We start from the raw sequence: 24,387 nt of genomic DNA, 5'->3' as shown, positions 1-24,387 counted from the left end.
TCATTTGAATACACACATGCGTTATAATATTTACATCATGATTTGCTTTTTATGCTCTATTCATACACGGCAATCTTTTATAAAAATGGTCAAATGAATCACGTATAAAAGGATGGATTCTTAAGTGGATTCATATAAAATAATTGCACTCAACATATTGATTTTATTAATTTTTATGTATAATGTGTATTCTTATTTGAAAAACACTTCTTTCAACACATCGAAGTTCATTTCGCGATAGCGCCCGTAGAAGGATATAATGGTCAATTCATTGAGCATCCCATCTTTACACTGATGAATAAGTAAGCCAATATATCCCTCACGTTACCAACCCTAACATGTTGCAACAGCCCTTGGACCCTTGAGGCGATTCATAAGAGACTTTTTGGCTCCTTTCTTATCCTCATTTTTATTCACACGACCTCTCCCTTGTAACGTGTAAACAAATGATTTTGATTGATTCAACGTGGCCCAGATCTAAAATGAGAAAGCCCGACGATATTCATATTTTTTATTCAATATAAAAAACAATGCATTATTATAAAAAAATATTTTTCATAGAGGAAAAAACAGCAAAAACGGAGCCTCAGAACGCTTTATCTCGTTTCTAAAAAGAAACAAATTTTCTCATGCAAAAAACATTCTTTAAAAAAGCTTATCTTCAAAGTTGCAAACAAAATAATAATAAAAAAAAACCACAAGCGATGCTTGTGGCTTGTTTAAAAAATTAACCCCAAAGGCAATCATCCTAAAAACGATAGCGCAATCCACCAGAAAAACGGATTCCAGAAAAACCACCTTTGCTCAACTTATGCTGATAAACCAAATCCCCATGAAGCGCGAAATTTTGAGACAAGCGAGCATTAAGCCCCAATCCCGCTTCTAGAGAAGAACCAAAAGCTCCCAACTGGAAAGAATCTTTAAAGCGCACAGATCTTTCTTTGCCAAAATCATGAGCAAAATGAATTTTCCCATAGAAAGAAACATCACGATCCTTTTCAGGCACAGCAAGTGTCTTCATCAAACGTCCACCAACACGCACCATCCATTGATCAAGCTTATCCATCTCGATATTAAAATGATCAATATCGCGGGCCTCATTAAACTGAAGATATTGATAAACAACCTGAGCTTGTGGGTCAAAAACAACACCCTCATATCCTGTATCAATTTTCTGACCACTCATCAAGGAAACACTTAAAGGATTTCCCTTCAATGTTGCTGTCTTCCCCCGTACAGTTGTCAGAACATCGCCCTTAAAAAAGCCATAAGATAAAAGACCATCGACATAAAATCCTGTATCGTGCTGCAAACTACCATAGACTGTAGCAGTCCATTTATCAAATGTACTTTTTTGGCTTTGTTCAACATTCAAAGGTTGCAGAGAAAGCTTTCCGTACGATCCCATAACCCCAAAGGATATGGCACTCTCAACGTTTTCAACTTTTTGTAGCAAAACACCTGCCTCTAGAGCATAGTACCATAGATCGCCTCCATAACCATATTCAAGCGCAGACAAATCTGAAGTATAACGGGAACTCCCCCCATAACCACGCAAAAATGAAGCAGGATTTTCATGAATTTCCAATATTTCACGAGGATGAGCACGCTGTATCTCTAACTGCTTGTTTTGATTGCTGATATCCATCAAACCAGCGTGGAACAAACTATTTGGCAAGATAAGATACGTTGGGACCTGCGGAACAACAGATCTTACACCGCGCCCAGATAGAGAAACAGTTTCAATCTTAGAAAGACTATCCGCAGAAGATGCCAGAACAACATCTCCAGAAGATACTGGGACAACATTCGCAGAGGATGCTGGAACAGCACCTCCAAAGGACGCCGAAACAACATCCTCAGAGGACGCTGGAATAATATCCTCAAAAGAAGCATGTACAGGAGGTGTCCGTTTAGAAACCATAGGAGTGTCTCTATAATCAGTAGACGTTTGAACATATTCGTTTTCTAAACGAAAATTCCAAAATGCCCCTCCGTTTTGAGCAAATCGCTGTTTAACATGTTCTTCCCCTCTAGTAGCGTTTGGTCCATAAGAACGAAGAATATATTTATAAGGTGCGCCATCCAATGCAACATATTGCCCATTCAGTTGAAAAGAGTCAGGCGATGCATCTCCATAAACTTGAATAATTGAAACACTATGCGCTTTTTCATTTTTTTCTCCTAAGCCTCCCGCAACCCCATGTATATGCACTATAGTCTTTCCCTTAACATCACCATGAATGAGGAGCCGATCCGTTACTTGATGGTCACTTGTATCATGGGGATTTAAACGTGCATTCAAATGAATCCAAGCATCCCCTGATGCCTGATAAGCAATATCACTTCCTTTTCCAATATAAAGCGTTTGATAGGTATGAGCAGTATTGGATCTTGGTTTTTCAAAAACAATAGAACTATGAGAAAGATTAATCGATGAAATAAATGAAACATCTTTATAATCAGGACCGTGTAAATTTTGATGTCTTGGTCGCAACAAAGCCCACTGTGAGTTATTTTTCAAAACAAGGTCAGCTATAGAACTGTTATCAACCTGAGTTTGACCAACAAGCGCAGAAGCATCAGCAGTAACCTTTATAGAAGAGCCACCTTCAACTTTCAGCAACAAATCCCCAAAAAGCTTTGTGTCCTTTAATGATATGTCAGATTTCCCCAATTTACTGCTGTAAAGAGCTATACTCTCTGGAACAACAAAATGCGTCTTTTTCAAATCAATGCGTGCTTTTTCTCTCTGACCCTCTGATGTTGACTGCCCTTCAAAGTGCATACCATGAACTGCATTGCCTTTCACTGTGATATTGGAATCTCCGATATTAACCTGAAGACCTTTATTTCCTTGCAATAAAAGCCCATGGGCATCACTCACATCAACAGAACCTTTCATAAACTGAACATAACCATTTCCAGATATATGAAAAGCAGCATGATCATCCTGATGACCTGCATTCTGCCCTTGTCCCCCTTTGCCAGTACCAGCCTTACTATTCATAGAGACCCCCTCTAAAACAAGATGTCCTTTTTCACCTGCTTTAACTCCAATACCACCAAAGCTCACTTTAGTATTTGTTAAATGAACTGAACTTTTAAATTCCCCTCCTGCCAAAGCCCCCACATTAATTGCATCAATCGATCCGCCAGATATTGCAATGAAGCCACCTTGAGATTCTACCCCCACTAAAACACCACTCAACGTGGAGTCGGACAGAAAGACTCCTGCCTTTTCTGATACCTTTACACCATATTTCCAAAACTTCTTTTCCGAATTATTCTTTTCAGCCAAATTACCCTTAACAGTTATATTTTTACCATGAATAGATGTATGTTTCTTAGAAGCCTCTATCGCTCCATGAATAATACTATCAACCTTTTTATCTATGAGCGAATAAACTTTATTATTAATTTCATGTTTTTCACCATCATCACACTGATAAAATGCTGTATTCTGACCACATGAAGACTGCTTTTTCTCAGAGGGAACTTGAGATTCAGCATTGTGCGCAAAACCATCAATATGATGTGTCAAAAAAAGAAGTGCTGTCGTAAAAGTACATAAGGAGAAACGATTTTTTAATAGATTGATCATAATTCCACCATAATTTTGCCCACCTTACTTAAGAGAAACATTCAACGTATAAAAAATTTAATACGTTTTGTTTCGATATATTGAGATTATTAATATTTTTTGTGTTTTATGTAAATATAGAATTAGAAAATAACTAAAGAATACAATCTAAATTTGTCATTTTTATAAAAAAGTTATAAAAATAGAGCTGCAAAACAAGAGAAAAATCACCTTTAAAATCGCTCTCTGCAAAAACAGTTTTAATCGGTTTGCATGCATTAAAAATGCCTATTTTAAACTGCTACCTCATCAATTCCCAGAGCCTGTATAACCAATATCCTTGCAATAAATATTCTATTGAAAAAATGTATGCTCCGTAAGCAGACAAAACATATGCCAAAATTGGAAAACAGAAGGGGCATATACATCTGCTTTTAGGCAATCTTTAGGGTAAGACAGCTTAATTTAGAAAGAATAAGAACGTATAAAATAAAATCAGTTCCTATTTTTATCATCTTCTTATTCGACTTTACAACATTGAAAAGTAGTCCAGAACCCGATCTTCAAAAAACAAAGATTACATGCGCTTTCCTTTATTTATCGCATTCTTTAAAGAAAACACATTTTCAAAAACAATATTAATATCTCTCATTTTTTCCAAGCTCATTTCACAATGATGCCGGATATAATATAAAGCTGATTGAGATACAACGCTCATCATGTTTTCGTAAAATGAAGTAGCCTCGTTTGACCAACTTCTAATAGTGTAAATCCCCTCCTCTCGACACAATTCACAAAACGATATGGGGCGCTTTTTCTTCAATGACTTTTTATCCACCTGCCGATCCTTCCCCATGCAAACGACAGCTTTTTATGAATTCAAGAGATTGAAAATATTTTTAGCATTCTCAATTAAAAAATATCTTTATCAATCAGCATATTATAAACAATATGAAAGAAATGCAAAACTCATACTCTATAAAAGGCGATAACAACAAAATGCATAGAGAAACAAAAAAACCACAAGCATAACTTGTGGTTTTTTCAAAGATTAAACAAAAACAGTAACAACACTAGAAATGATAACGCAATCCACCAGAGAAACTGGTTCCAGAAAAACCAGCTTTCGTGAGCTTATGCTGATAAACCAAATCACCATGAAGCGCAAATTTTTGAGACAATTGGGCATTAAAACCTAATCCAGTTTCTAATGAAGAACCAAAAGCACCTAGCTGAAAAGCATCTTTAAAATGCACAAATTGTTTTCCTTCAAAACCATGAGCAAGATGAAGCTTGCCATAGAAAGAAATAACTTGAGCCTCATCAGCGGCAACCAGCACCTTTGTTAAACGCCCTCCAACACGCCCTACCCACTGATGAAGCTTTCCTAAATCAATATCAAAGCCGTCCACATCACGCACTTTATTAAATTGAAGATATTGATAAACAACCTGAACTTGTGGATCAAAAACAAAACCGTCCTCTCCCACCATAAATGTTTTACCAGCCGTCACTGAAGCACTTAAAGGATTTCCCTTTAATGTTGCCGTCTTGCCACGCGCTGTTGTGAGAACATCCCCTTTAAACAAACCGTAAGACACAAGACCATCAACGTAAAAACCTGCATCATGCTGCATACCGCCATATGCCGCAACTGACCATTTATCAAAGGTACTTTTTTGACTCTGTTCAACATTCAAAGGGTGCAAAGAAAATTTCTCGTAAGACCCGATAATTCCAAAAGAAGTGGTTCCATACATATTTTCGATTGCTTTTAGTAAAATACCTGCCTCTACAGCATTATAATCAAGCTCGCCACCATAACCATATTCAAGTGCAGAAAGATTTGAAGTATAACGATGACTGCCACCATAACCGCGCACAAAAAAGAGAGGATTTTCGCGACTTTCTAATAAGCCACCAGAAGCAATTCGCAAAGCTTCTAACCGCTGATTTTGATTGCTAACATTCATCAAACCAAGATGACGTAAGGCATTAGGCAAAAGCAAATAAGTCGGAACCTGCGGAACAACAGCTTTAACGCCCGGCTTAGGACGAGGATGAGGCTCTGGAGCCGGTCCTGGAGGAGGTGTCGGACCAGGAGGGGGGATTGGACTTGGATCTGGTTCAGGTTTAACATCATCAATAGATCGACTCTCAAGACGAAAATCCCAAAATTTTTCGCTTCCTCCAACTAATCTTTGAGCAGAATCCGCCTCCCCTAATTCAGAGCTTGGACCATAACCATAAAGCTTATACTGATAAGGTAATTCGTTTAACGCTACATATCCCCCTTCCAACTGAAAAGAATCTTGCTTTGCTTGTCCAGAGACCTGAATGATTGAAATACCTTCATTACTCCCTCCCCTTCCCGTGTATCCTCCCGGACTTCCTGCAACAGCATGCACATGGAGCTTTGTTTTCCCAGAAACATCACCATGAATTAAAACACGATCAGTCTTTTGATGCTCAAGAGAACCACCACTATTCAGATAGGTATTCACAGAAATAGAGGCACCTTCCCGTGCTTTATAAACTTCACCCTTTCCCTTTCCAATATAAAGTGTTTGATAATCATCAACAGAAGAAGGGTCTTGTCTTTTAAAATGAATAGAGCTCTCCCCCATAAGACTGACGAGTGAAATAGAAGAATCCTCTGCATCCTCATGTTGATCTGTTGGCAACTTTTGTTGTAAAATCCACTTAGAACCACCTCCCAAATAAAGTTCGGCATTCGAATCTTGATCAACGTGTGTACGACCTTCAAGCGTAGAGTTATCAGCCAAAACGGTTATAGAAGCCCCTTTCTCAGCTTTTAATAAAAAATCCCCTGACTGAAGAGTGCTTTTCATCAAACTCACCACACCAGAAATAACGTTTTCACCATAAAGAGCCGTATCATCTAAAACAGAAAACTTTGTTGTATCCAAATTAACAACTTCTAATTGCGGTGGTACTTTTTCTTCCTCTAATGAAGTCTCCTCTTTTTTATCCTCACCTTTGCTCCATGGCTTTTCTCCCTGAAAATAGATACCATAAGATCCCTTCCCATTTACTCTAACAGAAGAAGACTTAAGATTAGCCTCAGTCACATAAAAGTTATTCGATAAATCCTCAACGTCATCTTCGGTTTCAGATTCTTCCCCAGATCGTTCTGGTCCAGATAAGGACTTGACTGAATTTTTTAACAATATACCATGCGCATCCTCAACATCAACAGTTCCCCCTTTAAATTCAACCTTTCCCCCTTCATCCATTAAAAAGACCGCATGGTTTTTGCCTTTTTGCCCCTTTCCAGTAACAGTAACACCATCAAGAAAGAGCTTTCCCCCTAACATTGCAGAAACACCGTGACTGTTCATAAAATCAACGGCCCCACCTAACATCCGAACTTCTGAGCGACCATAACTCAAAATACTTGCATTCCCATGAGCCGTCTTAATTTCTGTATCTTCTAAAAGAACAAATGACCTGTCTGCTGCATCAACCCCCTCTTGACTGTCCTCAATCTTTCCATTCTTGACCTCAATCATCCCATTAGTCGCACGAAGGGCTATAACTGTATTTTTGAGCGTCGGTTTTTCCAAAACAATCTTACCGTTCTCTAATACGTGCACACCCACTAGAAAAGTTTTATCCGCAACTTGACTGCTAACCGTTACATTTTCTCCCTCAACTTGCGTATCTTTTCCCTTCACGGTTATAGCTGTAGGATCATTTGGATATTGGGAATTATTATTAGGAGTAATCTGATAAAACTTATTATTAATTTGGCTCTTTTTGCAATTATCGCATATATAATATGCACTATCATGTATTATAAGCTTATCGTTTTCATAGACTTCATAGCCATACCTACTTCCACTTTCCCTCCTATATCCGCCAAAAAAATTAAAACCATTACTGTGTCCACTATAGATAGGATACCCCTCAACATAACTAATAGGAAGAGGAGCAATAGGATACCCCTCAACATAACTAATAGGAAGAGGAGCAATAGGATATCCCTCAACGTTACTGAGAGCATAGCCCACATTTGAAGAAATAGAGATTGGGATGCTATCATAGTTACGATTATTAGCACTTGCAGCAATAATTATTCCATTTTGGAGAAAAGAAAAAATAGCAGTTGTACAAACACATAGGCATACATGATTTTTAAACACTTTAATCATAGTTCCCTCGAAACTTTCTTTCCCCTCTCATTGAAAACAAAAGCACTCGAAAAACATGTCGCTCTGCACCTCAAAACGAAAGGTGTAACAAAAAAGACATGCCTCATGCTCATTTGAACCGTGTAATGAACATCCCTATAAACTTGGCAAAAACTCTACGTACAAACCATCTATAAGAGAATAATGACAAAACACACTTTATAAGTGTATAATGCATTCTGTATTTCGTGTAAAGAAAAAATAAAACCGACGCGTGTAATTAATTAAAAACACAATCAAACCTTGTGAACTTTACAAATTAATCCACAAAGAGATGAATGAAAAAAATAATTTAAATCAGTGAAAACAAACGCTCAAAAACGAGCTTTAGAAAGCATCAAATATGATATTAGAGTATATCAATACGGCACTAAAAAAGATATCATAACACATACTGGACTTCTGAACGCTTAAAAAGCCCATACAAATGTATCACTCTATCGCATCATCATCAGTGAAAGTTTTAAGAAAATTCGCTTTATCGTAGAAAAACGCGCTCGTGCGCACAATAAACGTGTCTTTTCTATTCATATCAAGAAGAAGAGAATCTTTTAGAAACAACACAAGTTGTTATAAAGAAAAAGGCAGCACACTGTGCTGCCTTTTTTTAAAAGGTACATCTTGTACCTTATATTAAAACTGATAACGTACGCCTCCGGAAAAACTTGCTCCAGAAAAACCAGCTTTATTAAGCTTATGTTGATAGAGAATATCAGCATGCAGAGAGAACTGAGGCAACAATTTGGCATTAAATCCTACCCCAGCCTCTAGTGAAGAACCAAACGCCCCTAACTTGAAAGCATCATTAAAATGCACAGACTGTTTTTCTCCAAAACCATGAGCAAGATAAAGCTTACCATAGAAAGCAACAGCATTCACACCTTCAGAGCCTGTAGGATTCTTGGTTAAGCGTCCACCAACACGTGCCACCCATTGATCAAGGTTACCCATTTCAATATCAAAATTGTCAATATCGCGGGCCTTATTAAATTGGAGATGTTGATATACAACCTGAACCTGCGGATCAAAGACAAAACCTTTATACCCTGTCGCAATTGTCTGTCCACCGATCAAAGAAACACCCAAAGGATTACCTTTCAATGTTGCTGTCTTACCGCGCGCAAGAGTGAGAACATCACCTTTGAACAAACCATAAGATAAAAGACCATCGACATAGAAGCCCATATTATGCTGCATGCTACCATACACCGTAGCAGTCCATTTATCAAATGCACTCTTTTGACTTTGCTCAACATTCAAAGGTTGCAAAGAAAGATTTCCATACGTTCCCATAACCCCAAAGGATAGAGCACTGTCAGCATTTTCAATAGTTTGCAGCAGCACACCAGCCTCTACACCACGATAATCAAGATCACCATTATAACCATATTCAAGCGCAGATAAATCTGAAGTATAACGATAACTTCCACCATAGCCGCGTAAATAGAGAGCAGGATTCTCGCGAACCTCTACCATTCCAGTAGAAGTCATCCGCAATGTTTCCAACTGCTTATTTTGATTGTTAATATCCATCAAACCAGCATGGAATACGCTATTAGGTAAGACAAGATAAGTTGGAACCTGTGGAACAACAGACCTGACAAATTGATCTGGAAGGGCAGCAGATCCAGCAGACTTAACATACTGATTTTCTAAACGGAAGTTCCAAAACGCTCCACCATCCTTAACAAATTTCTGCTGAACATGCTCTTGTTTTAAAGTCGCTTCTGGACCATAAGCCCGAAGAGTATATTTATAAGGTGAATTCCGCAGTGCAACATAATTGCCATCGAGTTGGAAAGAATCTTTCTTCGCTTGTCCATAGACCTGAATAATGGAAACACTGTGAGCAATCTTGGCATTTGCTTGACCATTTCCTACATTACCCGCATCACCTCGTACATGTATTTTTGTTTTTCCAGAAACATCACCATGAATGACAAGTTGATCCGTTACTTGCTGACCATTTGAATCATGAGGATTTAAACGTGCATTGAGATGAATGACAGCATCACCTTGTGCCTCATAAACTATGCCATTGCCACTTCCAATATGAAGAGTTTGATATTTTTCTCCAGATTCCGAAGATTTAAAATTAATAGCACTATTTACAAGTCTCACAGAAGAAACGCATGAATCTACACATCCTGAATCTGGCGTAGCCAAACTCTTCTGTGCACTTCTTTTGAGAATCCACTCTGATCCATTGACTAAATCTAGTTTTGCATAGGAATCTTTAGTAACGCGAACACCGCCTGTCACAATAGAATTATCAACTGAAACCGATACATTAGTATTATTCTCAGCTTTTAACAATAAGTCACCCGTAAGAGTTGTTTCATTTTCTAATGAAACATGTCCAGCAGAATTATTACCATAGATCGCTATACCCTTTGCAACTTCAAAATCAGTTTGTTTCAACGAAACTGTTCCCGTCATGCTTATAGGTGTTTTCTCCTGTTTGGTGGATATAGCACTTTTGGTGGATATAGCACTCCGCTTAACAACATTTGCTTTCTCAGTTGCTAAATCTTTACTCTGATTTTGTTGACTCCCTTCGTTCTGTGTTAAGCCATCAAAATAGATACCATAAGTCCCATCACCCTCTACTTTAACAGTAGAAGCCTCGATATTCGCGTGATTGACAGCAGAACGAACCTCAGAAGATCTTCTCTTCCTAGAAGTCCCCGTTTCAACCACATCATCACCCTTTATAACCCACAAAGCATGTCCATCAGTCACAACGCTCCCATTCTTAAAATCAACAGAAGCATTATCACTCAATAGAAAAGCTGCACGGTCCCAATTCTCTGCAGGATCTAAATTTCCTATCGCTTTTTTCGCAGTAATGTTAACTTTGTTCAATTTAACGCTACCCCCAGCTTCTGACCTCACAGCCACTCCCTTTGCCAGGGTAATACTCCCAGAATTCATGGTTATCTCACCAGCCTGACTCGCCAGACCAGCTGCAGCAAAATTCCCTGTCACGTTAATTTTCGTATCCTTCAAATCAATAGATGATCCAGAATCTGCCAAAGCTCCCACATAACGAGCACTGACCGTTCCTCCTATCATCTCAACCTTCCCACCTCTTTGCGCTTCAAGCCCAATCACAGAAGATTGAATTATAGAGTTTTTATCCAAAATAACCTTGGCCTCGTCTTCTGCAAGCACAGTACTCACAGGCTGCAATGTCGTAAGAGCAATATCATTCTTACTATCAGAGGAATCTGCACCACTAATTGTAGTTCCCTCTAACTTAATAACTGTATTCTGATTTTTTGCATACATAGGATGCTGAGCTTTATCATCTGCCTTCAGTATTTTACCTGTTATTATATATGTTTTACCGTCACTACACAAATAAGAAGTCTGTGATCCATTCTCACCATTCTTCCCCGCGTCACCACACGTAGAAGAAACAGTTTCCTTAGCAGCTCCATCAGTCGGGAGAATACGCCCAACAGCTCCACCAGAAGATGTAGCAAATTTCTCAGAAGAAGGTGCAACAGATTCCTCAGAAACCTTAAGAGAAGAAAGCCTTACGGAAGCTGCTGAGGTTATAGGTGCAAGCTTATTTGATATAACACGACCAGATGTTACAGAAACTCCATCTGTCGATATCACCGAAATCCTACCTGAATCAGATCTCGCAACTGAATTAGGTACTAAAGTTATTGAACTTCTACCTCTAGATGAAGGAGACGTATCTGATAAAACAGTATATACGATAGTATCAGATGACTCAGATCTCGCAAGACCAGAAGATGCAGTCCTTTCAGCTGCAGCAGAAGATACAGAAGGCGTAGTAGAAGGAGTAGCCTCTGTTTCAGATGTTTCAGATCCTGCAGAATCAGAAGTTTCCTTCTTCTGAGATACAACAAAATCACCAGAAGATATGGTAGGAGAAGGAACAGAACTCACAACAGTCTGAGGCGTAGTTAATCCCATATCCGTAACGGTATCACCACTATCTTCTTCTACTATGCTATACCCTACATCACTTCCAGTGCCTTCACTTGAACTTCTAAGAGAAGGAACACTCAAAGTTCCATTATTATTTTCACCTGTTGTTACAGGCACCACTCCATCCACCGTATACTCTACCTCTTTAATATATTCTCCCCCTTTAATCCCATTTGTGCTCGGGCGAACAAGACGATAAATATCTAGCTCATTACTTGCTTGTAAGACATCATACGCCGAATAATCCTCACCTAGATTCTGAAGATAAGAGAGCACAGGTATTACAGATTGCGAGGTCCTAGGATCTACGCCATCACGCTCGACGGGCAGTCTTTTATCTTCTAAACGAAATTCCCAAATCTCGCTATCTTCTGCCACCTGACTGTTATCAAAAGGTTGCACTTTAGCAGGAAAAGTTGGACTATAAGTATAAGCACGAAGAACATACTGATAAGGAGTTCCGAGCGAAATATAATTACTTGAGCTAATACCATTTGCTAACCTAAAAGATCCTTCTTTTGCCTTTCCAAAAACTTGAATAAGTGGAATACTATATTTATGTTGATTCGCATGCCAACCTACTGTGTGAGCCTTCACCCTCACATTAGTCGTTCCAGAAACATCACCATGAATCAACAGCCTATCAGAAATTTGACCACTACCTTCACCAGATACATCTACGTTGAATTGAATTACAGAATTTCCGCTAGCACTGTAAACAGTGCCTTTTCCTTCTCCAATGTGAAGAGTTCGATACTCAGTGACAGTACTGCTACTTTGATTTTTTTCACTATTTACATCTCTTCTTGAAGGAAAAAATATAATATTACTATCTCTAAGACTTACCGATGAAATACATGAATCTATACAATTCTGATAGCGACCTGCATCTTCTGAATTTTCATATAAACTTTTTGATACATACCATTCTGCTCCATGAGATAAAAAAAGCCTAGCATGAGACCCCTTATCAAAACGAGTAGCGCCAGAGATGACAGAGTCGTGGACGAAAACCGATAGATCAGCAAATTTTTCAGCTTTCAAAAAAAGTCCACCCGAAACCGTTGAATCATATTGTACAAAAACATCAGCACTTAAACCATTGCTATAAACAGCTATACCATCAGGAACTCTAAGACGAGTTTTTTGTAAAAGAACCGCATGCAACTCTTCATTTCTATCACTTTGTGCTCTGTTACCTTGCTGTTCTCCAACCACATTACGGTGTTGTATTCCAACTTCATTATCAAAATATATACCATAAGACCTCTTACCAAACACCTGAATAGATGAAGATTTTATAGTGGCATTTAAATTTAAAAGACCGTTAAACTCTACTTCAGAGCCCTCAAAATTCTCTTTAAAATTCACAATATTAAATAGATCGAAAGTAACCCCATCCAAAATTTTGGCAAAGTTATTACCATCACCTTCTTTATCATTAGCTTCGGAATAAGCATCAGGAGCTATAAAAGGAAGAAACGACGAATGAGAAGGTCTAGACAAAGAAGAAGCTCCACTATAATCCACAATAGTAGCACGGATATCTTCATCACTGATATTTTCAAGTCCTTTCCCAAGAGATTTGATATCACTTTCAATATCTTGAATAAAATTTTCTTGAACATTCGCGCCAATTTGCAAAAAAGCAGCATCGGGAATATTAACTTCCCCATTACTAAACGAAATATAACCTCCACGTGACATCAAAACAGTACGTCTAATATCCTGAAACAAATCTCCTTGACCACTAAGATCATCCACAACTGCAGAATCTTGCTGCTGAATAGAACCAATTTCTCTCGTCCCTTGATGCATTGATTGGGGTCCAACTCTATTGGAACCCCCTTTAATTGTAACTCCATCTAATAGAACGATCCCCATCTCTGAAGAGATAACTCCTATTCCATAGTCATCAAATGAAAGACTCCCTCGTTGCATCGATACTAAAGATCTAGTGTTACTCCACAAACCAATTGTCTTTACGCTAATAGGTGTATTACTCAAAAAAATAATCCCTCCTTCTGAAGCCATAGCCTCCACATAATCATTTTTGAGGGAACCATTATTCATAGAAATCTTTCCAAGATGAGAAGCTCCAAGCCCAAACACAAATCCCTGAATACTTGAATCTTCCAAACTAATCTTAGCGCCAAGTTTAGTTTTACCATCCACAAACACAGAACCTACCCTATTACCTGCCCCATTCATCCGAATTTGCTGTTCTCCAACTCCGTTAGGATTAATGTTCCCAACTACATCCTCAGCCAAAATAGATACTCCAGATACATTCAAGACTGTAGACGAAGGACCACTTACGTAAATAGCAGAACCATATTTTCCTGCTTTAAGCTGAAGTCGAGAAGCTCCTTCTTTTCTTGCAAGTGTATGTGTAGTACCATCATTACAAAAAATAGGAGCGCTAAGCTGAGATTCAGGCGAAGATGCGTTACTCAAAGTACAACGTACAGGAATATCCACCACTTTACCCTCAGAAACACCAGAATCACTACTACTGTCAGAAACAGGAATAGCATTCTGAGAATCTTCTTGTCTCTGGGATCCAGAAAGTTGCTCTGTTCTGGGTAAAGAAGAACTTTCAGAAGAATCTCTAGATCCTTCAATAGATAATGGAAGCATTTCTGAAAGCTTTGATAATGATCCTGTCAATGTTGTTGAGAATGGTAATGTTATTGGAAACAATGTCCACCAACTATTTCCCACAGACACGTCTACACCTTGTAAAAAGAAGAAAGCACTTGTTGTCAGTGCGTACAAACGTGTACGCTTTTTAAATACATTAATCATATGTCAAACTTTCTAAATAATGTTGCAAAAACACTAGAATTAAGTGAAAATGAGGTAAGTGAACAATTTGTAACATATGTCAGACAACTTTACAACATAGTGTTATTTATTGTTTTATCATTTTGTGTATAAAAATGCCCAGGTTAAGGTTTTTAAGTGCTAAAAACCTTGTAATATCAGATAAAAGGATAAAATCACGATGATAAAATATATGAAATGCGTGACTTCTGTCTTACTGGTTGCAATGAGCTTTGCAACGGTTTTGTGGACACAAGCAAGTATCGCAAATACGAATACCCAAACAAATGTAACTATTAATCATGTTTCAGGCACAACTTCTGTTCCCGCTTCTCCGCAAAAAGTTGTTGTATTTGATCTTGCCTCGCTTGATAATATGAATCATCTCGGGATTAAAGCGGTTGTTGGTATTCCTGAAGGAAAAAAGCCATCTTATCTGCAACAATTTGATGATGCAAAATATGAAAAAATCGGCACTCTTTTTGAACCAGATTATGAAAAAATTGCCACTCTTCAACCCGATTTGATTATTATTTCCTCCAGAACGCAAACAAAATATAACGATTTATCCAAAATCGCTCCAACGATTGATCTAACAGTAGGGAACGAAAATTCTCTTGAAGATATTAAACGAAATGTGTCTATCCTTGGGGAAATTTTTGGCAAAGAACAGAAAGCAGAAAAGGAAATTGCAAAACTCAATGAAACTTTAGCTGAAGTCCGTAGAAATACCCAAGGGAAAGGTACAGGGCTCGTCCTCATGACCTCTGGCGGGAAAATAAGTGCTTTGGGACTAAAATCACGTTTTGATATTTTCCATTCCGCTTTTGGAATTGCTCCTGCAACCGATAAACTCACTGTACAAAAACATGGGCAACTCATTTCCCCTGAATTTATTCTTGAAACAAATCCTGATTGGTTGTTGGTGATTGATCGTGATGCGGCAATTGGACGAGAAGGACTATCCGCAGCACAACTGCTCAACAATGAGCTTGTTCACCGTACAACAGCAAGCAAACAAAACCAAATTATTTATTTAGACTCTTGGAGTTGGTATCGTGCAAGTGGTGGTTTAACGGGACTCCTTGAAACCACTAAGCAAATCAATGAAGCCTTTACAAAGAGCAAATAAGCGTACAAAAGAGCTTGCTTGCTCTATGAATAAAATTTAAAAGCAGAGGTTGTTTATGAAGCAACCTTTGTTTTTTTGTTAAGTTTTATGAGAAAATGATTATAACGTGAAGAATTATTGGATAACCATAACCCTTCTAATTTTTTTGTCCATCTTCAGCATTTTTGTTGGTTATTCTGATGTCACACCTTCTGATCTCTTCGCAGCAGATCCCCATGCGTGGCTTATTTTTTGGCAAACGCGTCTTCCTCGTACCATTGCAATCCTTTTAGTAGGCGCAGCGCTTGCACTTTCAGGCATGATTATGCAACTGTTGACACGTAATCGCTTCGTCGAACCATCAACCGCTGGAACCGTTGAATCTGCTTCCCTTGGCATCCTTTTTATTATGATTTTTCTACCCGATATTCCTGTTTTAGGAAAAATGATCATTGCGACACTCTTTGCCATGACGGGCACTTTACTTTTTATGTTTTTATTGCGCCGCATTCCTTTAAAATCAGCTCTCATTGTACCCCTTACAGGAATTATGCTAAGCTATATTATTGGCTCGTTAACCAATGCCATTGCAGATTATGAAATGCTCCTTCCTTCTCTTCAAGCTTACTTATTTGGTAGTTTTGCTATGATTCTTGAGGGGAAATATGAACTTTTATGGCTCTCCCTTCCCCTTTGTCTTCTAGCCTATTGTACTGCTGATCGCTTTACGGTTGCAAGCTTAGGAGAAGATTTAACCAATAACCTTGGGTTAAATTATCGTGTTGTCATGTTGTTTGGTCTTTTTATTGTCGCCTCAATCACTGCTGTTGTTGTCTGTACCGTCGGTCGTATTCCTTTTGTTGGATTGATTATTCCAAATATTGTTTCAAGTTTTATGGGAGATAATATGCGCTATACTGCTCCTTGGGTAGCCATCAGCGGTGCAGGATTGGTCTTGATTTGTGATCTTTTAGGACGAATCATTCATCCATCTCTTGAAATTCCCATCAGTACCATAATGGGCGTGATCGGTAGTTTTATTTTTATGATACTGCTTTTACGCTGGAGAAAGCGTCTTGGATAGAAGCAAAAAAACAACATGTGTACTAACAACGCTTATCATCATAGCATGTACGGTCATCAGTCTTTACATGACGTGGAATATCAATGTTTATACATGGACATTTCGTCTGACAAAACTGATCTCTCTGCTTCTTATTGCCTATGCAATAAGTGTTTCTACGGTTTTATTTCAAACAATCGTTAATAACCGTCTTCTGACCCCTTCAATTATGGGATTTGATCAGCTTTATATTTTAATAAAGACTATCCTTATATATTTTGTAGGCTCTCTTTCTTTACCCTTTTTGAGTGAAGAAGGACAGCTCATTCTCGAATCCCTCATTCTCATTCTTTTTTCCATAAGTCTTTTTCGCTGGCTATTTTCAGGAAGCCTAAAAGGGCTTCACTTGACGCTTTTAATTGGTGTTGTTTTAGGCGGCTTTTTTTTCAGTTTACGGATGTTTATGCAATTGCAACTCAATCCAGACCAGATGATGAATCTAACAGATATTATGTTTGCAAATTTTAATAAATTTAATACGTCCCTCATAAGCTTTGCCACAATAATTGTTTTCATTGTGAATTTAATTGGGTGGCGTTCACGTCATCTTCTTGATATTTTGGCTTTAGGACGTGAAAGTGCTCTCAATCTTGGCGTTAATTACCACAAAAGTGCGACAGCTATTCTTATTTTTATTTCCATTCTTGTCTCTATTTCCACCGCATTAGTAGGCCCCGTCACTTTTTTTGGACTGCTCGTTGCCAACCTTTCCTATGAACTTTCACCTCAAGCAAAACACAGTGTTGTTGTGCCAGTTGCAATATTATTAGCGATTATTTGTTTGGTGGGAGGACAATTTATTTTAGAGCAAATTTTTCACATGGCAGGACGTTTAAGTTTTATTATTGAGTTTTGTGGAGGGATTGTTTTTTTAATGTTACTGATGAAGGGAAAAGTAAAATGATTGAGATCAATCATCTTTCCAAGGCTTACGGAGCACGATTGATTATCGATAATTTATGTCTTTATCTTCCAAAAGGGGGAATTACTTCTCTTATTGGACCTAATGGTTCGGGAAAATCAACTCTTCTAATGCTGATAAGACGTCTTTTACCACACGACAAAGGAACAATTAATATCGACGGTTTTGATATTGATAAAATGCCCCATGATATTTTGGCTCAAAAGCTCTCCATTTTGCGTCAAGATAATCCTTTATCCTTCCGTTTAACCGTGTACGATTTAGTAAGTTTCGGACGCTATCCTTATTCAAAAGGCTGGTATAGTAAAGAAGATAAACAATTCATCGACAGTGCACTACGCTATCTTGGCTTACAAGATTTAAAAGACCGTTTTTTAGACGAGCTTTCTGGGGGGCAGCGTCAACGTGCTTTTATCGCTATGGTTATCTGCCAAGATACTGATTATCTTCTTTTAGATGAACCATTAAACAATCTGGATATGAAACATGCTGTTTCTATGATGAAGCAGCTACGCCGCACAGCTGATGAGCTGAAAAAAACCATTCTTATTGTTATGCATGATATTAATTTTGCCTCATCTTATTCAGATATGATCGTTGCACTGAAAAATGGGAAAGCAACCTATTTTGGGACTCCCAAAGAAATTATGCAACCAGAAATTCTTCAAGACATTTATGATATCGATATTCAAATCAAAACAATCAATGATATTCCTATTGCTCTTTACTATCGATAAGCATAAAGATTTTTTTACACTTGCCTACACTGTAAAATCTGCTAGAGATGATAAAATTGGCTTATTGGGGAATAGTTTAATGGTAGAACAGCGGACTCTGACTCCGTCAATCTTGGTTCGAATCCAAGTTCCCCAGCCAATGTAGCTGTAGCTTGCCAGTGTAGCTTGCCAGCTGTAGCTTGTCAGCAGGTTTTGTATATTTTGCCACCAGGTTTTGTACCAATTTATTTTGCTTCACATGATTTTTAAGGGGTTCTCAAAGGAGCTTCAAAGTCCTTTCAAAGGTTGTTTAAAGACCCTTTAATGAATCTTTTTCTTTTCTCCTAAATATCACAATTGGTAATGATGAGTTCCTTTACCGGAATCGCATTATTTGACAAATTACAGGAATAAATTGTTCTCACCTCTTTTATATGGAATTGACTGAAGGTTTTTCGAATCTCTGGCACATCATTGAGAGAGAGAAGAAACTTCCCCTTTAATTGTGCAAGCAGCATAGACATCATCTGGTAATCCTCCCGCTTAAACAAGTCCTTGCCATAATAATCTTCAACACCAAAATAAGGTGGATCAAGATAAAACAAAGTATTTGGCCGGTCATAACGCACAATAAAATCAGACCAGTCTAAATGTTCAATGATAACTCTCGCTAAACGGCGGTAAATAAGCTTTAACATACCTTCAAGTTTGAAGGGATTAAACCGTGCACACCGGTCTGTCTCAACTCTAAACGTACGCTCTGCTACTTTCCCACTAAAACTTAAACGCTGCAAATATAAAAACCGCAAAGCCCGTTCTAAATCCGTAAGCGTTTCTGGATTTTGTGTCTGTAAGCGTTCAAACGTCTCACGGCTGCTTATTTGAAACGCTAACAGTTCTATAAAGGGGTGATAATGGCGTTGTAACACCCGAAAAAAATTCACCACATCTCCTGAAAAATCATTGATAATTTCAGTAGATGGAATCAGTTTCCGTCTAAAGAATATTCCACCCATACCAACAAAAGGCTCAGCATAAATGCTATGTGGAATATCTTCAATGATTTTGATAATGGTTTTGGCTAATCTTCTTTTGCCCCCAATATAAGCAGCAGCGGGTGAGATAGGTTCAACAGATTTTAATTTTTCCTTATGAAGTATATCCATCATTTTTTTACACTCTTTCATCTATATTAGCCGTCTTCTCATTACTTTAAGTGATAAGAAGCGGCTGCGATGTTAAGTTAAGTCGCATCGGACGGGGTTGTCGCAAAACTTTCTCCCGTTGGCTGGGTGACCAGCCCAGCCTCTATTTTTGTTCCTCTCCTTGATTTAGCGCTTCTAGGGTAATTTCTGTGATGTATCCGCTTTGCTTTTCATAGCGATGGGTCACGGTTGCAGCATGCCATGGGCCATTGATTTCGCCTCGAAACCCTTGAAGCAAAAGCGGTTGCCCCGCCATGATTTCAGGGCGCCCCTCAAGGCTTAAAGACCCACTGCCCATGGCTCGACAAAGCCTATCCGACTCAGAAGCAGCCGCAGCTAAAGCTTGCTGCTCACAAGGGTAGCACGTCCGCAGACGGCGAATGGGGCCCGTATACCCTGTGCGATGCGTAACGGCATGCTGTTGCCCTTTTGCGCGATCAAAATACCGTGCTTCTATCATGCCATATTGGGTGCGCGGCTCGAGACTAAATTCCCAATGGGAACACTCCTGTTGATGGATGGTCTGAAGCGGGAGATTGTCCCCGCTTAAAAATAAAAACTTATTGTCTTTGATCAAAAAACGTGCCTGCATCCGATCAGCAAGGCGGGTTAAAAAATCAATCGCCGATTGATCGGTGCGCACCACATAAGGAAGAGTCTGTTTGGTAAATTGTGGACTGACCTTTGCTTGATAACCATGACGTTTGGCAAGGCTCTCAACAATCTCAGCAATGGTTTTGTGGTCAAAATGCTCGCTGTCCTGTTCTTTGATCTCCGCACGCATGGAAGCGCTTTTGCCACAAAGGCGCAAAATCTCTCCATCACTGCCCCCACAACTGATCACCGTCTCCACAACAAAACGCCCCATAAAGGCACGAATGCTGTTCTCATAACCAAAGGTGACATGGAGCGCAGTGTTCCTGGAGGGGATCTCTAAATCATTGCCGCTATCATCAAATTCCGCCTCGAATGTATCGGCTTCATTACCCGCATTGTCTGTGATGGTTGCCGTTAAAAGACGTTGGTAAAAAACTTCATGAACAAGCTTCTCCCCTACCCTTACCTCAATAAAGGGATGTGTGCGCATTAATCCCATAGCCGTTTGACCACGCTGTTTTTTTCTTGGGAAATAAATTCAGGCAAAAGAACCTTTAAGCCCCGCGGCAAAAAAGCATCATACCCCGCAATCTCTGGATTAGCCTCCAGTGTGGCTTCTAAATAACCTTTCAGTAAACCAGCTTGCCTCCGGTCTCCTAAAACAGACAAGGCATAGTGATAACAAATGAGGTCTAAACTCATATCCTCTAGTTCGACCACAAGCTGTTTTGCGGGGATCTTCATGAGGTATCCTCCTCTTGCCCCCCTTGGTATTGCCCTATTTGATATGGCCCCACTTGATATTGACCTTGTGGTTTTCCCCCATCAAAAAACGGCAACAGGCTAATGGAATAGCGAATACGCCCCGATTGACCAGAGCGGCTAATATAGTCATGGTCTTTCGTGACACTGGTAATCACCACGGATCCAAGCATTAAGGCACTGTAGCTATCATCACTCATCCAACGGATCATCTGAACGGGTTGAGCCGCACGTATGGTTCTGGTGATGGCATCAATGGCAACCCGATCCCCAAACTCTTCTGGAAATAATACCCCGTGGATGGTTTTGGGATCATTGCCATAACCGGTAAATTGCAAACCAGGGGCCCCACCAAAACGCTCTAAGCAAACCCATGAAGCCGAAAACTCTTCCTCAAACGATTGGAAGTTCAACCAGTCCACATAAAATTGATGCGGTCCCAACATCAGCAAAGGATCTTGCATACTCCCTCCCCTTATTCTGTTCCGCCATGCAAGGCATTGGCCCCTGCCCGTTGCAAGGCATGACGAACCGCATAACCAGTTGCAATGGGATCACGCGCGCCATTGACATGCACCGTGACATTTTGATTGTGCGTAATGGGGACGCGCTCTTTGTCTTTTACTTCTGGAACAAAGCTATGTCCATGCCCTGCTCCCGAAAATTGCACAACAGGCTGAGGCGTTTTGCCTCCTAAAAAACTTGGCAAATAATCTCTTACATCAATCGACCCAATCCACCCCTTTATGCGGTGAGGTAAAGATTTACAAAAGTCCGTCAATTGTGAGATGGTGCCCATAAAACCATTAACAATCCAACTCCCTAAATCTTCTCCGGCTTGTTCCATGCTTGCCTTGGCACTATCAGAGAGCTTTTCTTGAGAGAAAAAACGCTTCAACCACTCCCAAAAATTGGAAAGGCTTTGTTTAATCCCCTCCCACAAATCTTCAAAGCTTTGAGCAACAAAGGAAAGTCCTTGTTTAAACTTTTGCCAGTGGGCAGAAAAATCAAAGGCAGAAGCAATGATATTCTTCCAACGGGTGATGGTGCTGGTATCAGCACCAAAAAAACGCATGACGGCTTCAAAGGCACGACCAAAAGCGCGGATTAGCCCCCGTGCAAATCCTTTGACAAAGGAAGAAAAGCGATCCCAATATTTCCACAAAGCAAAACCAGCAGCCAATATGACAGCCACAACAGCAGCAATCACAGCCCCTACCGGGGTAAAAAGCCCTCCCACAACAGAGGACAGGCTTGCCCCAACCACTTCGATCACGGTTCCTATCAAACCAAAGCTCCTCGCAAAAGCCGCCCCTGAGACGGCAATCCCCCGCAAAGCACCCCCCAACAAGGTCATGGGGCGCAAAAGTTTGAGGAAACGTGCCCCAAACCCTGCGGTGAGCACGCCCAGTGAGCGTCCTGAAGTCAAGAGCCCGCGCCAACTTGCCTTCAGCGCACCGCTCACAGCCCTCATCTTAATAAAAGAGGCAATCAATTGCAGGACCCCAAGGCGGGTTCCCGCCATGGTAAAACGTACAACCCGTAAAGCGATGTTAAAAGCCATCAGGGCGGCAATGGTTTTGATGATCACACCGGTCAAAACAGGGTGTTCATTAGCCCATGCCATCAGCACGTTTAAAAAACCACCAACAGTTTCCATTAAACTGTTCACATGGGGCAACAAAACCTCACCAATGGTAACCCCTAAAGCCACAATGCGGTTTTGCAACAGTTCAAATTGCCGCATGGCACCGGTTGCTTGTTTATCTGCCTCTTGTTCGACAGAGCCTTTAAAGACTTTTGGGTCTTCAACAAACTTTAAGGCTTGCCCTAACAATTCGGGGTTGTTAACCAATTTAGCAAAATCACCGGTAAAGTCTCGTCCTGCAATGGCAATCAGCGAACGCATCCCCTGTTCGGATTTGCCCAACACATCAAAAAAACGCACCAAGGTACCCGTGGCATCTTTCTCCAAATCTTCCATAAATTTTTGGCGGGAGAGACCAATATTGGTAAAAGCATCTTCAATATGCTTTCCTCCCGCCTGAATACGGGCACTGATAGAGTTAAAACCACGTGCTGCACTCTCTGGGACAATCCCAGCAGAAATCATCGCCGTCCCAAAAGCCGCCGTCTCACGGGCTGTCAGTTTAAACATGGTTGCCGCTCCGGTCGCCCGATTGGTAAAATCAGAGACTTCACTTGCCTTAGCCGCCATGTGGTTGGAAAGATGGTTGATAGCATCGCCTAGATCTTCAATGCCTGCTTGATTAAGCTTAAAGACATTGCGCAATTTGGCAAAGCGCTCACCAATCTGATCCCCCGTCATATCAAAGGCGACCGCTGCTTTGGCGGCATAAATACTAAAAGCCTCGAGATCTTGTTCACCAATCCCTGCTTGGCTGGCACTGGTCATCAGTTCTAAAACTTCACGAGCGGCGAGAGGGATTTTGGTGGAGGTTTCAAGCGCAAAACGACGCAATTCTTTTAAACGATCAAGGGGGGCATCCAGAACCTTTTCCAAGCCTTTCATCGATTGATCAAATTGCATGGCTTTATAAAGAGGCGCAATCAAGGTTGCCGTTTGAGCAATGGCGCCTACCATGCGCCCACGCGCATGAATATAAGCATTTTGCGCTTTTGCTGTAGCTTCCTCCAAGTGCTCAGGGTCAAACCACCCTTTAAAATGCTTTCGTGTTTGGTTTTGGAAATGCGCAATATCGAGGCTAAAGGCTCTTAAGTCTCGCTTGGCAGAGGCGATCCCTTCTTGGAGATGATTCACAAAACGCACAACAAGGGAAACATCCATGATCGCATCTCATCCTAACATTTGGCTTTCATATTCTTGGGCTTTCAAGCGCACTAATTCTTCGCGATAGGCAATCACTTCCAACCAATCCATCTGATTGATCTCTAGAGCCGACCAGTGGTAATAAAGAGCTAGTTCGGCTCCAAATTGCCCGGCATAGGGGATTGGTGTTTGGGAAAAAAAGCAAAAAAAACCTTAAACACGGCCATAACATCAACAATATCAAGACGATTAATCAGTTCAACAGATTCATGAGACATCTCTGCCAGAAGCGCGGCGATTCCTTCCATGGCTTCATGGGTAAATAAAGCCTCACAAAGCTTGGCAATGAGAATATCATTGCTCAAAGGTATTTTATCTTCTTCTACAGCGGGCAAAAGTAACTTTGCCAGCTGTGGTCCAATCAACACGGCTAATTGGCGTGCTTGCTTGAAGTTTGGGCGATAAAAGATCAATTTCTGCCGTGTTGTTTCTTTGCCATCCTTGTCTTGATAAACAAGGGGAACCTGCAATTCCACTTCAACACTTGTTTGTAAACTTGTCATGATCAATT

13 protein-coding genes and 1 tRNA gene are annotated in these 24,387 nt (G+C 40.0%); 5 read left to right on the top strand and 9 right to left on the bottom strand.

Translation table 11 applies throughout. The features are described 5' to 3' along the window. Positions 1-748: 748 nt before the first annotated feature. The 3 genes from NNJ73_RS06295 to NNJ73_RS06285 all read right to left on the bottom strand — a co-directional run bounded on the left by NNJ73_RS06295 (position 749) and on the right by NNJ73_RS06285 (position 14,571). The gene (locus NNJ73_RS06295) at positions 749-3,604 is read right to left on the bottom strand and encodes an autotransporter outer membrane beta-barrel domain-containing protein (protein WP_254493173.1); all 2,856 of its coding nucleotides are present in this window, start codon (positions 3,602-3,604) and stop codon (positions 749-751) included. A 1,052-nt stretch (positions 3,605-4,656) separates the two neighbouring features. Continuing rightward, complete coding sequence (locus NNJ73_RS06290; RefSeq protein ID WP_254493172.1) at positions 4,657-7,758, bottom strand: autotransporter outer membrane beta-barrel domain-containing protein; 3,102 nt, start codon at positions 7,756-7,758, stop codon at positions 4,657-4,659. A 672-nt stretch (positions 7,759-8,430) separates the two neighbouring features. Beyond that, positions 8,431-14,571, bottom strand: coding sequence for an autotransporter outer membrane beta-barrel domain-containing protein (locus tag NNJ73_RS06285; RefSeq protein WP_371923240.1), 6,141 nt, complete (start codon positions 14,569-14,571; stop codon positions 8,431-8,433). 199 nt (positions 14,572-14,770) lie between these two features. On the opposite strand from NNJ73_RS06285, the gene NNJ73_RS06280 reads away from it, so the two are divergent. The 5 genes from NNJ73_RS06280 to NNJ73_RS06260 all read left to right on the top strand — a co-directional run bounded on the left by NNJ73_RS06280 (position 14,771) and on the right by NNJ73_RS06260 (position 18,621). Continuing rightward, entirely contained in the window at positions 14,771-15,721 is a 951-nt protein-coding gene (locus NNJ73_RS06280) for a siderophore ABC transporter substrate-binding protein (protein ID WP_254493169.1), read from the top strand. 106 nt (positions 15,722-15,827) lie between these two features. Continuing rightward, on the top strand, positions 15,828-16,784 hold the full coding sequence (locus NNJ73_RS06275; RefSeq protein ID WP_254493168.1) for an ABC transporter permease: 957 nt from the start codon (positions 15,828-15,830) through the stop codon (positions 16,782-16,784). Then, positions 16,777-17,727 carry an iron chelate uptake ABC transporter family permease subunit gene (locus NNJ73_RS06270; protein ID WP_254493167.1) on the top strand — a complete coding sequence of 317 codons (951 nt, stop codon included), beginning with the start codon at positions 16,777-16,779 and terminating at the stop codon, positions 17,725-17,727. The genes NNJ73_RS06275 and NNJ73_RS06270 overlap by 8 nt, the downstream gene beginning before the upstream one ends. Beyond that, positions 17,724-18,482 carry an ABC transporter ATP-binding protein gene (locus NNJ73_RS06265; RefSeq protein WP_254493166.1) on the top strand — a complete coding sequence of 253 codons (759 nt, stop codon included), beginning with the start codon at positions 17,724-17,726 and terminating at the stop codon, positions 18,480-18,482. The genes NNJ73_RS06270 and NNJ73_RS06265 overlap by 4 nt, the downstream gene beginning before the upstream one ends. 65 nt (positions 18,483-18,547) lie before the next feature. After that, positions 18,548-18,621: transfer RNA gene (locus NNJ73_RS06260), tRNA-Gln, on the top strand. Positions 18,622-18,805: 184 nt separating this feature from the next. On the opposite strand, the gene NNJ73_RS06255 is transcribed toward NNJ73_RS06260, so the two are convergent. The 6 genes from NNJ73_RS06255 to NNJ73_RS06230 all read right to left on the bottom strand — a co-directional run bounded on the left by NNJ73_RS06255 (position 18,806) and on the right by NNJ73_RS06230 (position 24,379). Beyond that, the gene (locus NNJ73_RS06255; protein ID WP_254493243.1) at positions 18,806-19,627 is read right to left on the bottom strand and encodes a DNA adenine methylase; all 822 of its coding nucleotides are present in this window, start codon (positions 19,625-19,627) and stop codon (positions 18,806-18,808) included. Between the two features lie 142 nt (positions 19,628-19,769). Beyond that, on the bottom strand, positions 19,770-20,753 hold the full coding sequence (locus NNJ73_RS06250) for a phage late control D family protein (protein WP_254493241.1): 984 nt from the start codon (positions 20,751-20,753) through the stop codon (positions 19,770-19,772). Further along, on the bottom strand, positions 20,753-21,007 hold the full coding sequence (locus NNJ73_RS06245) for a tail protein X (protein WP_254493165.1): 255 nt from the start codon (positions 21,005-21,007) through the stop codon (positions 20,753-20,755). The genes NNJ73_RS06250 and NNJ73_RS06245 overlap by 1 nt, the downstream gene beginning before the upstream one ends. Next, on the bottom strand, positions 21,004-21,489 hold the full coding sequence (locus NNJ73_RS06240; protein WP_254493163.1) for a phage tail protein: 486 nt from the start codon (positions 21,487-21,489) through the stop codon (positions 21,004-21,006). The genes NNJ73_RS06245 and NNJ73_RS06240 overlap by 4 nt, the downstream gene beginning before the upstream one ends. A gap of 11 nt (positions 21,490-21,500) precedes the next feature. Continuing rightward, on the bottom strand, positions 21,501-23,834 hold the full coding sequence (locus tag NNJ73_RS06235; protein ID WP_254493161.1) for a phage tail tape measure protein: 2,334 nt from the start codon (positions 23,832-23,834) through the stop codon (positions 21,501-21,503). Positions 23,835-23,965: 131 nt separating this feature from the next. After that, the gene (locus NNJ73_RS06230; protein ID WP_254493160.1) at positions 23,966-24,379 is read right to left on the bottom strand and encodes a hypothetical protein; all 414 of its coding nucleotides are present in this window, start codon (positions 24,377-24,379) and stop codon (positions 23,966-23,968) included. Between the last annotated feature and the right edge of the window lie 8 nt (positions 24,380-24,387).

The sequence above is a fragment of the Bartonella sp. B1099 genome (genome assembly GCF_944801835.1).
GTDB lineage: Bacteria > Pseudomonadota > Alphaproteobacteria > Rhizobiales > Rhizobiaceae > Bartonella.
This window is presented reverse-complemented; position numbering and strand designations above follow the sequence as displayed.

Excerpts from the sequence above, each read along its gene's own strand:
- NNJ73_RS06290 (WP_254493172.1), bottom strand. The coding sequence starts at position 7,758 with ATGATTAAAGTGTTTAAAAATCATGTATGCCTATGTGTTTGTACAACT.
- NNJ73_RS06245 (WP_254493165.1), bottom strand. The coding sequence starts at position 21,007 with ATGAAGATCCCCGCAAAACAGCTTGTGGTCGAACTAGAGGATATGAGT.
- NNJ73_RS06230 (WP_254493160.1), bottom strand. The coding sequence starts at position 24,379 with ATGACAAGTTTACAAACAAGTGTTGAAGTGGAATTGCAGGTTCCCCTT.
- NNJ73_RS06285 (WP_371923240.1), bottom strand. The coding sequence starts at position 14,571 with ATGATTAATGTATTTAAAAAGCGTACACGTTTGTACGCACTGACAACA.
- NNJ73_RS06265 (WP_254493166.1), top strand. The coding sequence starts at position 17,724 with ATGATTGAGATCAATCATCTTTCCAAGGCTTACGGAGCACGATTGATT.
- NNJ73_RS06250 (WP_254493241.1), bottom strand. The coding sequence starts at position 20,753 with ATGCGCACACATCCCTTTATTGAGGTAAGGGTAGGGGAGAAGCTTGTT.
- NNJ73_RS06295 (WP_254493173.1), bottom strand. The coding sequence starts at position 3,604 with ATGATCAATCTATTAAAAAATCGTTTCTCCTTATGTACTTTTACGACA.
- NNJ73_RS06280 (WP_254493169.1), top strand. The coding sequence starts at position 14,771 with ATGATAAAATATATGAAATGCGTGACTTCTGTCTTACTGGTTGCAATG.
- NNJ73_RS06240 (WP_254493163.1), bottom strand. The coding sequence starts at position 21,489 with ATGCAAGATCCTTTGCTGATGTTGGGACCGCATCAATTTTATGTGGAC.
- NNJ73_RS06255 (WP_254493243.1), bottom strand. The coding sequence starts at position 19,627 with ATGGATATACTTCATAAGGAAAAATTAAAATCTGTTGAACCTATCTCA.
- NNJ73_RS06235 (WP_254493161.1), bottom strand. The coding sequence starts at position 23,834 with ATGGATGTTTCCCTTGTTGTGCGTTTTGTGAATCATCTCCAAGAAGGG.